Annotated in this window: 14 protein-coding genes; 5 read left to right on the top strand and 9 right to left on the bottom strand. The window is 59.3% G+C overall.

Going from position 1 to position 13780, the window contains the following annotated elements; all coding sequences use genetic code 11:
• Both ACM6HV_RS18340 and ACM6HV_RS18335 read right to left on the bottom strand, forming a co-directional pair.
• Positions 1–951, bottom strand: a complete 951-nt coding sequence (locus ACM6HV_RS18340; protein ID WP_131671173.1) for a YihY/virulence factor BrkB family protein — start codon at positions 949–951, stop codon at positions 1–3.
• A 164-nt stretch (positions 952–1115) separates the two neighbouring features.
• A complete protein-coding gene (locus ACM6HV_RS18335) occupies positions 1116–1307 on the bottom strand; it encodes a CsbD family protein (RefSeq protein WP_027612573.1) in 192 nt (63 codons plus the stop codon).
• A gap of 197 nt (positions 1308–1504) precedes the next feature.
• On the opposite strand from ACM6HV_RS18335, the gene ACM6HV_RS18330 reads away from it, so the two are divergent.
• Entirely contained in the window at positions 1505–1882 is a 378-nt protein-coding gene (locus ACM6HV_RS18330) for a hypothetical protein (RefSeq protein WP_041068691.1), read from the top strand.
• Positions 1883–2052: 170 nt separating this feature from the next.
• Here ACM6HV_RS18330 and fadD1 read toward each other — a convergent pair whose 3' ends face one another.
• Complete coding sequence (fadD1, locus tag ACM6HV_RS18325; protein WP_145594474.1) at positions 2053–3750, bottom strand: long-chain-fatty-acid--CoA ligase FadD1; 1698 nt, start codon at positions 3748–3750, stop codon at positions 2053–2055.
• Between the two features lie 349 nt (positions 3751–4099).
• On the bottom strand, positions 4100–5788 hold the full coding sequence (gene fadD2 / locus ACM6HV_RS18320; RefSeq protein WP_414904934.1) for a long-chain-fatty-acid--CoA ligase FadD2: 1689 nt from the start codon (positions 5786–5788) through the stop codon (positions 4100–4102).
• Between the two features lie 242 nt (positions 5789–6030).
• On the opposite strand from fadD2, the gene ACM6HV_RS18315 reads away from it, so the two are divergent.
• Positions 6031–6975, top strand: a complete 945-nt coding sequence (locus ACM6HV_RS18315; protein WP_414904933.1) for a lysophospholipase — start codon at positions 6031–6033, stop codon at positions 6973–6975.
• Between the two features lie 43 nt (positions 6976–7018).
• On the top strand, positions 7019–7489 hold the full coding sequence (locus tag ACM6HV_RS18310) for a MaoC family dehydratase (RefSeq protein ID WP_003227420.1): 471 nt from the start codon (positions 7019–7021) through the stop codon (positions 7487–7489).
• Positions 7490–7628: 139 nt separating this feature from the next.
• Here the strand turns inward: ACM6HV_RS18310 and ACM6HV_RS18305 are convergent, their stop codons facing one another.
• Complete coding sequence (locus tag ACM6HV_RS18305) at positions 7629–8096, bottom strand: ferritin-like domain-containing protein (protein WP_025112834.1); 468 nt, start codon at positions 8094–8096, stop codon at positions 7629–7631.
• Between the two features lie 206 nt (positions 8097–8302).
• On the opposite strand from ACM6HV_RS18305, the gene ACM6HV_RS18300 reads away from it, so the two are divergent.
• Positions 8303–8539 (top strand): DUF3820 family protein, encoded by a 237-nt coding sequence (locus ACM6HV_RS18300; RefSeq protein WP_003213031.1) that lies wholly within the window; start codon positions 8303–8305, stop codon positions 8537–8539.
• 28 nt (positions 8540–8567) lie between these two features.
• The gene (locus tag ACM6HV_RS18295) at positions 8568–9749 is read left to right on the top strand and encodes an aminotransferase class V-fold PLP-dependent enzyme (protein WP_145594478.1); all 1182 of its coding nucleotides are present in this window, start codon (positions 8568–8570) and stop codon (positions 9747–9749) included.
• Between the two features lie 5 nt (positions 9750–9754).
• Here the strand turns inward: ACM6HV_RS18295 and ACM6HV_RS18290 are convergent, their stop codons facing one another.
• From ACM6HV_RS18290 to zwf, 4 genes are all read right to left on the bottom strand, one after another.
• Positions 9755–10480 (bottom strand): intradiol ring-cleavage dioxygenase, encoded by a 726-nt coding sequence (locus ACM6HV_RS18290; RefSeq protein WP_131671169.1) that lies wholly within the window; start codon positions 10478–10480, stop codon positions 9755–9757.
• A 282-nt stretch (positions 10481–10762) separates the two neighbouring features.
• The gene (locus ACM6HV_RS18285; protein WP_414904932.1) at positions 10763–11428 is read right to left on the bottom strand and encodes a bifunctional 4-hydroxy-2-oxoglutarate aldolase/2-dehydro-3-deoxy-phosphogluconate aldolase; all 666 of its coding nucleotides are present in this window, start codon (positions 11426–11428) and stop codon (positions 10763–10765) included.
• A 17-nt stretch (positions 11429–11445) separates the two neighbouring features.
• Positions 11446–12159, bottom strand: coding sequence for a 6-phosphogluconolactonase (pgl, locus tag ACM6HV_RS18280; protein ID WP_414904931.1), 714 nt, complete (start codon positions 12157–12159; stop codon positions 11446–11448).
• On the bottom strand, positions 12146–13612 hold the full coding sequence (gene zwf / locus ACM6HV_RS18275) for a glucose-6-phosphate dehydrogenase (RefSeq protein ID WP_047295976.1): 1467 nt from the start codon (positions 13610–13612) through the stop codon (positions 12146–12148). Before zwf ends, pgl begins: the two co-directional genes overlap by 14 nt.
• Positions 13613–13780 lie beyond the last annotated feature (168 nt).

Raw genomic sequence — 13780 nt, 5'->3', positions numbered from 1 at the left:
TCAGGCTTCGTCAGTGTCCGGCTTGAGCGAATGATCGCGCCCCAGGCCCGAGACGTGTTGTTTGGGATGTACATCGAGTTCGCCGGGGACTTTCTCGCCCGCGTCCTTGCCCTCGCTGGACATGTGTTCGATCACCGCATTCATCTCGGCGCCGAGCAGCAGCACCGCCGAGGAAATGTAGAAATACAGCAACAGCACGATGATCGCGCCGATGCTGCCATACATCGCGTTGTAGTTGGCGAAGGTTTTGACGTAGAACGCAAAGCCCAGCGAGGCGATGATCCACACCACCACGGCCAGTACCGAGCCGGGGGTGATGAAACGGAATTCCTGTTTGACGTCGGGCATCACGTAGTAGATCAGCGCCACCGCGACCATCATCAGAATCACGATCACCGGCCAGCGCGCAATCGTCCAGACCGTGACGATGAAGTCTTCCAGCCCTACCTGCGCGGCAATCCAGCCCATCACTTGCGGCCCGAGCACCATCAGCGCGGCGGCCACCAGCAACATGCCGGCAATGCCCACGGTGTAGAAAATCGACAGCGGAAAACGTTTCCAGATCGGCCGTCCCTCGACCACGTCATACGCGGCGTTCATCGCGCTCATCATCAGGCGCACACCAGCCGACGCGGTGTACAGGGCGATGACGATACCCACCGAGAGCAAGCCGCCCTTGGACTGCTGCAACTGATCGATCACCGGGTTGACCTGCTCCAGTGCCTGCGGCGGCAATACCAGTTCCGACTGCAGACGCAGCCAGCTGAAGAAGTCCGGCAGGTGCAGGAAACCGATCAAGGCGATCAAAAACAGGATGAACGGGAACAGCGAGAACAGCATCTGGTAGGCCAGTGCCGAGGCGTAGGTCGACATTTCGTCGTCGACGAATTCAGTGACCGTGCGCACCATCACTCGATGCAGGGGCAGACCTTTCATGTCCGGAAAAATCATTCGCGTCTCCTTTCGCCGCATTACAGGTTGAAGTCGTGGCGACTCAGGGGCCGTTTTTTACATCACGGTAGCCTACTTGGCGACCTTCGTGGATGACCGTCGGGTTTTGACACAAAAACGGCCATCCTTGGATGGCCGTTCGTGTGTTTCGTTCAAGGCGGGAATTACGCCTTGTCGACACCTTTCTTGATGGCGTCTTTGGCTTTGCCGACAGCTTGCTGGGCTTCGCCTTTTTTCTCTTGCAGCTTGCCTTCGGCTTGCAGCTTGGTGTTGTCGGTGGCTTTACCGACACCTTGCTTGACGTTGCCGACGGCTTCGTTGGCCATGCCTTTTACTTTATCGCCAGTGCTACTCATGGTGTTTCTCCTTGGTGCATTGAAGGGGGAAAAGTCAGTACGTAATGATTGACTGACCGGGTTTGCCACGAGTTTCATTTATTTTTGCCCTTCATTTCGTCGTGCAATGCAGGTTGGGCTTTATGTTTGCCCCCCAAGCCCCGAGAATGCGCAGCTATGGGCGCGCTGCGCCAACGATCAGACCCCGCAGGAATGTTATGAAACTCGATAAAAAGCAGGCCATTGCCCGTCGCAACCAGGAACTGGGCGGCGCTGTGCTCGGCACCAACAACTGCCACTTCGCCGAACTGAACCGCAACCGCAACATCTGGTGGTTCGACCTGCCGGTGTCGCGTCTGGCCGTCGGTCAGTACGAGTGGATTCACCTGCTGATGCACACCCCGGCCACCGACGAACTGCTGCACCTAAAAGTGCCGACCGTGTTCCTGCGGGAAAAGCTCGAAGGCCTGGTGATTCGCAACGAAGGCAAGCGCAAGGCGGCGTTGAGCCTGGAATTGAGTGCAGACAAGGATTCGTACCTGCAGGACATGCGTCCGGCGGGCACCAACGTGAATTTCGCGCCGTTTCGGCAGTAACCGCGATGCCCCTGTAGCGAGGGGATTTATCCCCGATGGGGTGCGAAGCGCCCCTCAGATCCTTGCGCTCAAGCAACTGGCGGCAGCTACGCTGCCGATCGGGGATGAATCCCCTCACCACAGGATCTCGTCACCCAACAAAAAGCCCCGCATTTGCGGGGCTTTCTGTTTTACGCGGCGTTCTTCGCCTTGATCTTCTTCAGCTCTTCGTCACGCAGCTCGCGGCGCAGGATCTTGCCGACATTGGTGGTCGGCAGCGCATCGCGGAATTCCACCGAACGCGGCACCTTGTAACCGGTGACGTTGGCGCGCATGTGTTCCATCACGGTTTCCTTGGTCAGGGTCACGCCCGGTTTGGCCACGATGAAGATCTTGATCGCTTCGCCCGACTTCTCGTCCGGCACGCCGATGGCCGCGCACTGCAACACGCCCGGCAAGGTTGCCAGCACGTCTTCCAGTTCGTTCGGGTAGACGTTGAAACCGGACACCAGGATCATGTCCTTCTTGCGATCGACAATGCGCATGTAGCCATCGGGCTGGATCAGCGCGATGTCACCGGTCTTCAGCCAGCCTTCGCTGTCGAGGATTTCATCGGTGGCGTCCTGACGCTGCCAGTAGCCTTTCATCACTTGCGGGCCCTTGACGCACAGCTCGCCGATTTCGCCCATTGGCTGCTCGACACCGGCATCGTCGATGACTTTGCACAGGGTCGACGGCACCGGAATGCCGATGGTGCCGATCTGGATGTTCTGGATCGGGTTGACCGTGGCCACCGGGCTGGTTTCGGTCATGCCGTAACCTTCGCAGATCGAGCAGCCGGTCACGGCTTTCCAACGCTCGGCCGCGGCCAGTTGCAGGGCCATACCGCCGGACAGGGTGACTTTCAGGTTGGAGAAATCCAGCTTGCGGAAACCTTCGTTGTTGCACAGCGCCACGAACAGTGTGTTCAGGCCGACGAAACCGCTGAACTTCCACTTCGACAGTTCCTTGACCATCGCCGGCAGGTCGCGCGGGTTGCTGATCAGGATGTTGTGGTTGCCGATCAACATCATCGCCATGCAATGAAAGGTGAACGCATAGATGTGGTACAGCGGCAACGGGGTGATCAGGATCTCGCAGCCTTCGTTGAGGTTGGAGCCCATCAGCGCCTTGCACTGCAGCATGTTGGCGACGAGGTTGCGATGGGTGAGCATCGCGCCCTTTGCCACGCCGGTGGTGCCGCCGGTGTATTGCAGTACCGCGACGTCGCTGCTGTGCGGGTTGGCTTCGGTCACAGGCTGGCCCTGGCCCTTGCTCAGCACGTCGTTGAACTTGACGGCTTTGGGCAGGTGATAAGCCGGGACCATCTTCTTCACGTACTTGATCACGCTGTTGATCAGCAGGCGCTTGACCGGCGGCAGCAGGTCGGCGACTTCGGTGACGATGACGTGCTTGACGCCGGTTTTTGGCACCACGGCTTCCGCCAGGTGCGCCATGTTGGCCAGGCAGACCAGGGCTTTGGCGCCGGAGTCGTTGAATTGGTGTTCCATTTCCCGCGCGGTGTACAGCGGGTTGGTGTTGACCACGATCAGCCCGGCGCGGATCGCACCGAAGACGGCGACCGGGTACTGCAGAACGTTGGGCAGTTGCACGGCGATTCGATCACCGGGCTGCAAGTCGGTATGCTGTTGCAGATACGCGGCAAACGCACCGGACAATTCGTACAGTTCACCGTAGGTGATTGTCTTGCCCAGGTTGCTGAAAGCCGGTTTGTTGGCGAAGCGTTGGCAGGACTGCTTCAACACTGCCTGAATATTCGGGTACTCGTCTGGATTGATGTCGGCAGCAATTCCAGCCGGGTATTTATCCTTCCAAAAGTCTTCGATCATGGAAGCCCACTCCTCAGCAACGCGAATTCTTCACCGCATTTGATGCGATTATTATTGGTGTGTGTTTTGTATTGGTGAATCTGGCTTTTCTACAGGCCGAGAAGTCACAAAGCGCGCCGAGAGTAGCAGCTTTGCCAAGGGCCGACTAGAGCCAAAAGCGGCCTCCATGGTCACTTTAATGACTCAAGACTTTCTAACAGTCATTTTAGAGCAAAAATCCTATATCACCCTGAAAGCCCCGGTTTTCCGGGCCTTGAAAGCAAAAGATCGCAGCCTGCGGCAGCTCCAACAGGGAATACATTTCCCATGTAGGAGCTGCCGCAGGCTGCGATCTTTTCGCTTCTGCTCTTTAAGCGATATCGCGCAACTCCCGCCGCAGAATCTTGCCGACCGGCGTCATCGGCAACGACTCACGCAGCACGATGTGTTTCGGCACCTTGTAGGCCGTGAAATTCTCTTTGCAGTACGCCTTGAGCTCTTCGAGGCTGACCCCGGTTTCCCGCGCCACCACAAACAGCTTCACCGCCTCGCCCGAACGCTCGTCCGGCACACCGATCACCGCGCAGTTGGCGACTTTCGGGTGAGCCATCACCACGTCCTCGATCTCGTTGGGGTACACGTTGAAACCGGAGACGATGATCATGTCCTTCTTGCGGTCGACGATGCGCACGAAGCCGTCCGGGTCGATCACCGCAATATCACCGGACTTGAACCAGCCCTCGGCGTCCAGCACTTCGGCGGTGGCCTCGGGTTTGTGCCAGTAGCCTTTCATGATCTGCGGGCCTTTGATACACAGCTCGCCGCGCTCGCCCATCGGCTGCTCGACGCCCTCGTCATCGATGACTTTCAGCAGCGTACCCGGCACCGGCAGGCCGACCGTGCCCAGGCGCGACTTTTCGCCATACGGGTTGGTGCAGGCCACCGGCGAGGTTTCGGTCAGACCGTAACCTTCGGTAATGCGGCAACCGGTGATCTGCTCCCAGCGCTCGGCGGTGGCCTTGACCAGCGCGGTACCGCCGGAGTTGGTCAGCTTGAGGCTGGAGAAATCCAGGGTCTTGAAGTCCGGGTGATCCATCAGCGCGACGAACAACGTATTCAGCCCGAGCAACGCCGAGAAGCGCCAGGTCTTCAGTTCCTTGATGAAGCCTGCGATGTCTCGCGGATTGGTGATCAGCACGTTGTGGTTGCCGGAAACCATCATGCACATGCAGTTCGCGGTGAAGGCATAGATGTGATAAAGCGGCAGCGGCGCCACCATCACCTCCTGCCCTTCACGCAGCAGTGGCTGACCGTCAGGCCCCAGTTGGGCGAGACAGGCGCGCACTTGTTGCATGTTCGCCACGAGGTTGCCGTGGGTCAGCATCGCGCCCTTGGCCAGCCCGGTGGTGCCGCCGGTGTATTGCAACACGGCGATGTCGTCGAGGCTGACTTTCAGCGGTTTGATTCCCAAACCACGGCCCAGGCGCAGCGCACTCTTGAACGAGATGGCCTGCGGCAGCGAATAGTCCGGGACCATTTTCTTCACTTTGCTGACCACAGTGTTGATCAGCCAGCCCTTGGCGGTGGGCATCAGATCGCCCATTTTCGCTTCGATCAGGTATTGCAGGTCGGTGTCCGGCAGCACTTCCTGGACCTTCTGCCCGAACATGTTCAGGTACACCAGCGCCCGGGCACCGGAGTCCTTGAACTGGTGGCGCATCTCGCGCGCGGTGTACAGCGGGTTGGTGTTGACCACGATCAGCCCGGCGCGCAAGGCGCCGAACACGGCAATCGGATATTGCAGCACATTGGGCATCTGCACCGCGATGCGATCCCCCGGCACCAGATCGGTGTGGGCTTGCAGGTAACCGGCGAACGCCGCGCTGTAGCGCTCGAGTTCCGCGTAAGTCAGGGTCACGCCCATATTGCTGAAGGCCGGACGGTCCGCGAATTTCTTGCAGGAACGTTCAAACACCTCAATCACCGACTTGAACTCGCCCATGTCGATGTCCAGGGGTACGCCGGCGGGGCGTTTGTCATTCCAGAAATCAGGTTGCATTGTTCTTGTCCTCTTTACCTGAATCGATCCGGGAGCCGCTTTTCTGTGGTTTCGCGCTTACCCCTGAGGGCACAAAGCAAAAAGCGGAGCTTCACGGACACTAGCAGTTATGGCCATTGAGGCAAATAAGGGCAATGGCGACATTGATCGTATGAATCTTCCTGCCGTGGCATGAGCTGATCGGACGCGCTATACAATGCAACGACTGCGGGCCGTAACCGCTCGATCAAAAAGGAATTGCCATGATCCACCGTGCCTTCTGGCTGGACGCGAGTGACCGCAGCCGCCTGTTCGTCAACCAGTGGCTGCCCGCCGCGCCATTGAAAGCAGTCATTTTGCTGGCCCACGGCATGGCCGAACACAGCGCTCGCTACGAAAGGCTGGCGAATGCGTTCTGCGAACAAGGCTACGGTGTGTATGCCCCGGATTTGCGTGGACATGGCAAAACCGCCGAACACGGGACGCTCGGGCATTTCGCCGATGACGACGGCTGGTGCAAAGTGATCGGCGATCTGGCCAGCCTCAATCAGCACATCGGCCAGCAGCATCCCGAGGTACCGATTATCCTGCTCGGGCACAGCATGGGCAGCTACCTCGCCCAGGGTTACCTGCTGCATCACAGCGCCAGCCTGCACGGGGCGATTCTCAGCGGTTCGAATTTTCAGCCTGTCGCGCTTTACGGCGCGGCGCGGCAAATCGCCCGTTTCGAAAAACTGCGTCAGGGTGGCAAGGGCCGCAGTGCGTTGATCGAGTGGTTGTCGTTCGGCTCGTTCAACAAAAAATTCAAGCCGGCGCGCACGCCGTTCGACTGGCTGAGCCGCGATCCGGTGGAGGTCGATCTGTATGCCAACGACCCATTGTGCGGCTTCCGCTGCACCAACCAATTGTGGATCGACTTGCTCGGCGGCTTGCAGCAGATCAGCAAAGCGTCCAATCTCGCGCAGATCGACCCGGGCCTGCCGCTGCTGGTGATCGGCGGTGAATGTGATCCGGTGAGCGAAGGCAAGCGTCTGACAGATCTGGCCGAAGCGTTGCGCGAGGCCGGCAGCCAGAACCTGCAACTGAAGATCTACCCGCAGGCACGGCACGAATTGTTCAATGAAACCAATCGCGACGAAGTGATTGCCGATGTGCTGGCCTGGATCGACCAGGCGCTGAGCCATCGCCGCCCTCATCGCAGCGAATAATTTTTTGTGGATTCACTTTAATCCGTCACAGGAATCAAGACCGATGACCCAGGTTACCAACATCCCTTACGAAGCCCTCGAAGTCGGCCAGACCGCCAGCTACAGCAAGACGGTGGAAGAGCGCGACATTCAGCTGTTCGCCGCGATGTCCGGCGACCACAACCCGGTGCACCTGGATGCCGAGTTCGCCGCCGCCAGCATGTTCAAGGAACGCATCGCCCATGGCATGTTCAGCGGTGCGTTGATCAGCGCGGCCGTAGCGTGCGAGCTGCCTGGGCCGGGCACCATCTACATCGGTCAGCAGATGAGCTTTCAGAAGCCGGTGAAGATTGGCGATACCCTGACCGTGCGTCTGGAAATTCTCGAGAAATTGCCGAAGTTTCGCGTGCGCATCGCCACTCGCGTGTTCAATCAGCGTGATGAATTGGTGGTGGATGGCGAGGCCGAGATTCTCGCGCCGCGCAAGCAACAGACCGTGACCCTGCCGACGTTGCCGGCGATCAGCATCGGCTGATGGAAAAGACGCAGCCTTCGGCAGCTCCTGCCCTGGAATGCGATCCCCTGTAGGAGCTGCCGCAGGCTGCGATCTTTGGCTTTTCCCTCTCGCATAAAAAACGCCAGACTAGCTGGCGTTTTTTATAACCTGCAAACGCTTACGAACGCGCGCGAGCCTGGTTACGCAGGGCTTTCACCTGGTCGTGATTGCGTTGCACGCCGTGGTACTGACGCTCAACCAGGTCACGGATGCCGACCAGGTTGTGTTTGTTGATTTTCTCGATGGCTTCACGATAAGCCTTGAGTGCATGGTCTTCACCGCGCTCGGCTTCGTTCAGTACAGCCTCTTCATCCTTGCCGGTGAACATGGCTTTGACGTCGACCCAGCGACGGTGCAGGTCACCGCTGACGCTGGTAGAGGTTTCAGGATCACCGCCCATCGAGCGCACGGTAGCCTGCAGTTCGGCAGCGGCAGTGGCGCAATCGGCAGAACGCTTGGCGAACAGCGCTTTGAGTTCTGGATGCTTGATGTCTTCGGCGCAAGTCTTGAACCCTTCCTGACCGTCCTTGCTGGTTTCGATCAGGTCGTTGAGTACAGAGATGGCTTCTTTGTTCATGTCAGTCATTTTTCAATTCCTTGCGGTTGGTTGAAGATGCAAGGGTTATTGCAGTGTGCGTGCCAGCTTTTTGATAAAAAATAAATCCTTATTTTTCAATAACCTAAAGATATTTGAACTATCTGTATCACGGTTATTTGCATGATCTGTCATTTGGCCTGCATGCAGAATGCCTGTATTTTCCAGAGTGTTCCGAAGCCAGATGATTGCCCCTGATGAATCCTGAAAAACTCGAACTGCTGATCACCCGTGAAATGCCCTTTGGCAAGTACAAGGGCCGGATCATCGCCGACCTGCCGGGCCCTTATTTGAACTGGTTCGCTCGCGAAGGCTTCCCTCACGGCGAGCTCGGCGGACTGTTGGCGCTGATGCAGGAAATCGACCATAACGGTCTGTCGGAGCTGCTTGAACCGCTACGCGCCAAACACGGCAAACCCGCCCCGCGCCACTGAAGCGCCCTCCCCCCAAACCGAGTCGACCATGCCTGACAACACCCGCCGCGCCCGTGACGAAGCATTCTGGCAAACCTTCGCCGATCGCTACGAAGCACAAACCGGTCCGCTGAACCTGGAAAACGGCTACTTCGGACGCATGTCGCGCACGGTGATCGAGGACTACCAGCGCAACATCGAGCTGATCAACACCCGCAACTCGGTGTATGTGCGCCAGCGTTTCGAGCAACACGACAGCCTCGACATCCGCGCGCAACTGGCCGAGACGATCGGCGTGCGCGCGCAGAGCATCGCCTTCACCCGCAACGCCAGCGATGCGCTGCAGTCGCTGATCCGCAATTACAATCGCCTGCAGCCGGGCGATCAGGTGCTGATCTGCGACCTGGAATACGACACGGTCAAAGGCGCCATGCGCTGGCTGGCGCGCCATCGCGGTGTGGAGGTGATCGAGATCAGCCACACCCATCCGGCCACTTTCGACAGCCTGCTGGATACCTATCGCGAAGCCTTCGTCCGCTATCCAAAACTCAAGCTGATGGCCCTGACCCACGTAACTCATCGCACGGGGCTGGTGATGCCGGTGCAGGCTATCGCTGCGCTGGCGAAACAACATGACGTAGACATCATTCTCGACGGCGCCCACGCCCTCGGCCAGATAGAGTTCAACCTTGAAGCCTTGGGGATCTCGTTCGCTGGCTTCAATCTGCACAAATGGATTGGCGCACCGTTGACTCTGGGTTTTCTGTACATCGCCCCGCAGCGCCTTGCCGACATTGATCCGGACATGGGCGAAATGCATTTTCCAGCCAGCGACATCCGCGCGCGCACACCGTACAGCACACCGAACATTCCGGCACTGATGTCCCTGCCGCTGGCGCTCGAGGAGCATCGTTCGCTCGGCGGCGCAGCAGCCAAGGGCGCGCGACTGAATTACCTGCGCAACCTGTGGGTCAGCGCCGTGCGCCACTTGCCGGGGATCGAAGTGATGACCCCGGACGATCCGCGCTTGTATGGCGGCATCACCTCGATGCGCTTCACTCGCCACACCGATCAACAGGCGATGGTCGAACGCCTGCTCGATGAGTACAACTTGTTCACCGTGGTGCGTAACGGTGCGGCGAGCGGGCCGAGCATCCGTATCACTCCGGGATTGACCACCACGGCGGCTGACATGCAGTTGCTGACCCGTGCACTCAACGAGCTGCGCTGATCCGTTCACACAGTGTACTTGTCGAAGTCCTCGGGCTTGATCTGCGACGAGGCGGCAAAGGTGTCGATGCCGATGGTCAGGTGGCCGAAAAAACCGTCCTCGTGCGATTCACGCCCGATCGGCCACACCGTCAAGGTTGAGCCCTCGCCGCCCATATTGGCGTAGTAGCTGTCCTCGGCATTGTTCAACGGTGCAGAGGCCCGCCCGCGATAGTCCCGGGCATTGAGCACGGCGCGTGACACCACCTCGGGAAAATACAGCTGACCGACCCAGGCCACGTTGCGCTCATCCAGATATTCACGGCCGGTAACCATGCGCACGGCCACATGAATGTGCAGCGCCCGACCGGCATAGAACCCCGGATAGATGGTGGTGAAGCGCGCCCGTCCCTGCTGATCACAGAACTGGCTGCCGCGCAGGTAGGTGTCATCATCGGTACGCGGGATCGAGCCGATGGCATCGGTGTCGACCTCCCGATCCGGATTGATCCGGCTCCACCCCGAATAGGCGCCCCGCGCATTGCAGTGCCAGATATCCACCAGCGCGCCGCTCACCGGCTCACCGGTCATCGCGTCGACGATCGTCAGGCGCAGCAACAGTGGCAGGCCCTCGGCGCCCTCGCTGATATTGCGTCGCAGTAATTTGGGATTGCGGAAATACGGCCCGGCGATCTGCTCGGGCGCCAGTTGATACACCGGTTGGGGTGTTGCGGCTGAAATATCTCGTTCCATGACACGTTCTCTCTTCCATAAGATGAACGCAGATTAACGGCGCACGCCGCTCTCGGTGCGGTAACTATGTATCGCAGCGTAACGGTGATCCCGGACGCCCCCACTGTAGGAGCTGCCGTAGGCTGCGATCTTTTGATCTTGATTTAAAAAAAACAACATCAAAAGATCGCAGCCTGCGGCAGCTCCTACAGGGGTTGGATTTTCTTCGGGCAAAAAAAACGGTGCACCGACCAAGCGCACCGTAAAGCCGTAGAACACACAACGAAGTGTCAGGTAAAACGTTTAGTCCAGCATTGCCAGGGCCTCGGCGGTGCATTCCTGAATGCGCGCCCAGTCGCCGTTCTTGATCCACTCCGGATCGAGCATCCAACTGCCGCCCACGCACATGACGTTTTTCAGCGCCATGTAGCTCTTGATATTGGCCGGGCCGACGCCACCGGTCGGGCAGAATTTCACTTCGCCGAACGGGCCGCCGAGGGCCTTGATCGCTGCCACGCCACCGCTGACTTCCGCCGGGAACAGTTTGAAGCGGCGATAGCCCAGGCCATAGCCTTCCATAATGCCGGAGGCATTACTGATGCCTGGCAGCAGCGGAATCGGGCTATCGACGCTGGCTTCGAGCAGGTCACGGGTGATACCCGGGGTGACGATGAACTGCGAACCCGCCGCTTCAGCCGCCGCAAGCATGTTACGGTCGAGCACGGTGCCGGCACCGGTCACCAGTTCCGGACGCTGCTCACGCAGGATCTGGATCGCCTTGAGACCGAACTGCGAACGCAGGGTCACTTCCAGCGCGGTCAGGCCACCGGCGGCCAGGGCGTCGGCCAGCGGCAGCACATCCTGTTCACGGGCAATGGTGATCACCGGCAGGATCCGCGCCTTGGCGCAGAGGCTGTCGATCAGGGCAACTTTGTCCGCCATGGAAACGGTCGGGGATGGGGTTGTCATAGCGGCTGTTCCTTGGCTCATGGGCACCAGTAGATCTCTAACGTAGGTTGCAGAAACGCGCGCACCGGCATGGCCGCGACGTCGTCGGATGCCAGTGCGGCATTCAGTGTGGTCAGTTTCGATTGACCGGAAATCGACAGAATCTTGTGCTTCGCCGAAGCCAGCAGTGCGCGGCTCATGGTCAGGCGTTGACGCGGTACGCTCGGCGCCAGCATCGGCCAGCAGCGACGGCTGCCGTCAACCTGCAAGGCTTCACTCAGGTTCGGGCTGTCGGGGAACAGCGACGCGGTGTGACCGTCATCGCCCATGCCCAGCACCAGCACGTCAATCGGCGGCAATTCGGCAAGCAAGCGGTCGGCCTGCTCCGCAGCCTGCTCGACGTTGGCCGCCGCGCTGTAGAGGCTGAGGAACTGCGCCTTGGCGGCCGGGCCCTTGAGCAGGTACTGCTTGAGCAGACCAGCGTTGCTGTCGGCGTGTTCGACGGGTACCCAGCGCTCGTCGGCGAGGGTCACGACGACCTTCGACCAGTCCAGCTCCTGCTTGGCCAGGTGCTGGAAAAACGCCACCGGACTGCGACCGCCAGAGACCACCAGTACTGCGTTGCCGCGTGCCGAAATGGCATCGCTCAGTTGCTTGGCGACATTCAGCGCCAGACCTTCGGCCAACAGCACCGGACTCTTGAACTGGTGAGCGTGGACGCCCGCAGGCAGTTTCACGTCAGATATCGCCATACCACGACCTCCCGTCCCGCGTGATCAGTGCAATCGAACTCATCGGCCCCCACGACCCGGCCGCATACGGCTTGGGCGCGTCACCGGATTTTTTCCAGCCGGCGATCAACTGATCACACCACTTCCACGCGGCTTCGATTTCATCTTTACGGACAAACAGGTTCTGATTGCCGTTCATCACTTCCAGCAACAACCGCTCGTAGGCGTCGGGGATCCGCGCACTGCGCCAGGTGTCGGAGAAATTCAGTTGCAGCGGGCCGCTGCGCAGTTGCATGCCCTTGTCCAGGCCTTGCTCCTTGGTCATCACACGCAAGGAAATGCCTTCGTCCGGTTGCAGACGGATGATCAGTTTGTTGCTGATCTGCAGGCGTTGCTCCGGCGCGAAAATGTAGTGAGACGGTTCCTTGAAGTGAATGACGATCTGCGACAGCTTCTGCGGCATGCGCTTGCCGGTCCGCAGGTAGAACGGCACGCCGGCCCAGCGCCAATTGCGGATGTCGGCACGCAGGGCGACGAAGGTTTCGGTGTCGCTCTGGGTATTGGAATTCGGTTCTTCGAGGTAGCCCGGTACGGACTTGCCTTCGCTGTGCCCGGCGATGTACTGACCGCGCACCACTTGCGTGGTCAGGCCTTCCGGACTGATTGGCGCCAGGGCCTTGAGCACCTTTACCTTTTCGTCACGGATGCTGTCGGCGGACAGGTCGGCCGGCGGGTCCATGGCGATCAGGCACAGCAGCTGCAACAGGTGATTCTGGATCATGTCGCGCAGCTGGCCGGCCTTGTCGAAGTAGCCCCAACGGCCTTCGATGCCGACCTTCTCGGCCACGGTGATTTCCACGTGGGAGATGTAATTCTGGTTCCACTGGGTTTCGAACAGGCTGTTGGCGAAACGCAGGGCGATCAGGTTCTGGACGGTCTCTTTGCCCAGGTAGTGGTCGATGCGATAGGTGCGGTTCTCCGGGAAAAACTGCGCCACGGCGTCGTTCACCTTGCGCGAGGATTCCAGATCGGAGCCGATCGGCTTTTCCAGGACCACGCGGGTGTTTTCTGCCAGACCGACTTTTGCCAGGTTCTCGCAGATCGCGCCGTACACCGCTGCCGGTGTGGCGAAGTAGGCAATCATGCGTTGCGCGCTGCCGGCCGCTTCAGCCAGCGCGACGTAATCTTCAGCCTTGAGGAAGTCGACATGCAGATAGCTCAGGCGCGCGAGAAAGCGCTCGGCCACCGCCTCGTCCAGCTCTTTGCCGACGTAACGGCGCAATTCGGCGGCGATAAACGCCAGGTGCTGCTGCTCGGAGCCGGGTTCACGGGCCAGCGCAATAATGCGCGTGTTCTCGTGCAACAGGTCGGCGCCATCGAGGTGATAAAGGGCAGGAAACAGCTTGCGCAGGGCCAGATCGCCCAGAGCGCCGAACAAGGCAAAGGTGCACGGTTCAACCGTAATCGAAGGCATGATGTTTGTTCTTTTATCAAGTTAAGCTACAAATACCTTTTTTCAAGGCATCACTCAAGGGAAAATGTAGTAATAACCACAACATTTTCGCAAAATACAGATTCCGAGTGGTGGTCGGTCGGAGCCATCAGTAGGATAGGCCACCGTCACGGGCCACATCAAAGGCCC

This window comes from Pseudomonas sp. IT-P260 (genome assembly GCF_949768395.1).
Classification (GTDB): domain Bacteria; phylum Pseudomonadota; class Gammaproteobacteria; order Pseudomonadales; family Pseudomonadaceae; genus Aquipseudomonas; species Aquipseudomonas parakoreensis.
The sequence above is the reverse complement of the archived record's forward strand: the minus strand, read 5'-3'. Positions and strand labels throughout refer to the sequence as shown.

What these genes read in the sequence shown, in the direction of transcription:
- pgl (WP_414904931.1), bottom strand. Translation starts at nt 12,159, where the DNA reads ATGGCGATATCTGACGTGAAACTGCCTGCGGGCGTCCACGCTCACCAG.
- ACM6HV_RS18315 (WP_414904933.1), top strand. Translation starts at nt 6,031, where the DNA reads ATGATCCACCGTGCCTTCTGGCTGGACGCGAGTGACCGCAGCCGCCTG.
- zwf (WP_047295976.1), bottom strand. Translation starts at nt 13,612, where the DNA reads ATGCCTTCGATTACGGTTGAACCGTGCACCTTTGCCTTGTTCGGCGCT.
- ACM6HV_RS18290 (WP_131671169.1), bottom strand. Translation starts at nt 10,480, where the DNA reads ATGGAACGAGATATTTCAGCCGCAACACCCCAACCGGTGTATCAACTG.
- ACM6HV_RS18340 (WP_131671173.1), bottom strand. Translation starts at nt 951, where the DNA reads ATGATTTTTCCGGACATGAAAGGTCTGCCCCTGCATCGAGTGATGGTG.
- ACM6HV_RS18335 (WP_027612573.1), bottom strand. Translation starts at nt 1,307, where the DNA reads ATGAGTAGCACTGGCGATAAAGTAAAAGGCATGGCCAACGAAGCCGTC.
- ACM6HV_RS18295 (WP_145594478.1), top strand. Translation starts at nt 8,568, where the DNA reads ATGCCTGACAACACCCGCCGCGCCCGTGACGAAGCATTCTGGCAAACC.
- ACM6HV_RS18285 (WP_414904932.1), bottom strand. Translation starts at nt 11,428, where the DNA reads ATGACAACCCCATCCCCGACCGTTTCCATGGCGGACAAAGTTGCCCTG.
- fadD1 (WP_145594474.1), bottom strand. Translation starts at nt 3,750, where the DNA reads ATGATCGAAGACTTTTGGAAGGATAAATACCCGGCTGGAATTGCTGCC.
- ACM6HV_RS18330 (WP_041068691.1), top strand. Translation starts at nt 1,505, where the DNA reads ATGAAACTCGATAAAAAGCAGGCCATTGCCCGTCGCAACCAGGAACTG.
- ACM6HV_RS18310 (WP_003227420.1), top strand. Translation starts at nt 7,019, where the DNA reads ATGACCCAGGTTACCAACATCCCTTACGAAGCCCTCGAAGTCGGCCAG.
- fadD2 (WP_414904934.1), bottom strand. Translation starts at nt 5,788, where the DNA reads ATGCAACCTGATTTCTGGAATGACAAACGCCCCGCCGGCGTACCCCTG.
- ACM6HV_RS18300 (WP_003213031.1), top strand. Translation starts at nt 8,303, where the DNA reads ATGAATCCTGAAAAACTCGAACTGCTGATCACCCGTGAAATGCCCTTT.
- ACM6HV_RS18305 (WP_025112834.1), bottom strand. Translation starts at nt 8,096, where the DNA reads ATGACTGACATGAACAAAGAAGCCATCTCTGTACTCAACGACCTGATC.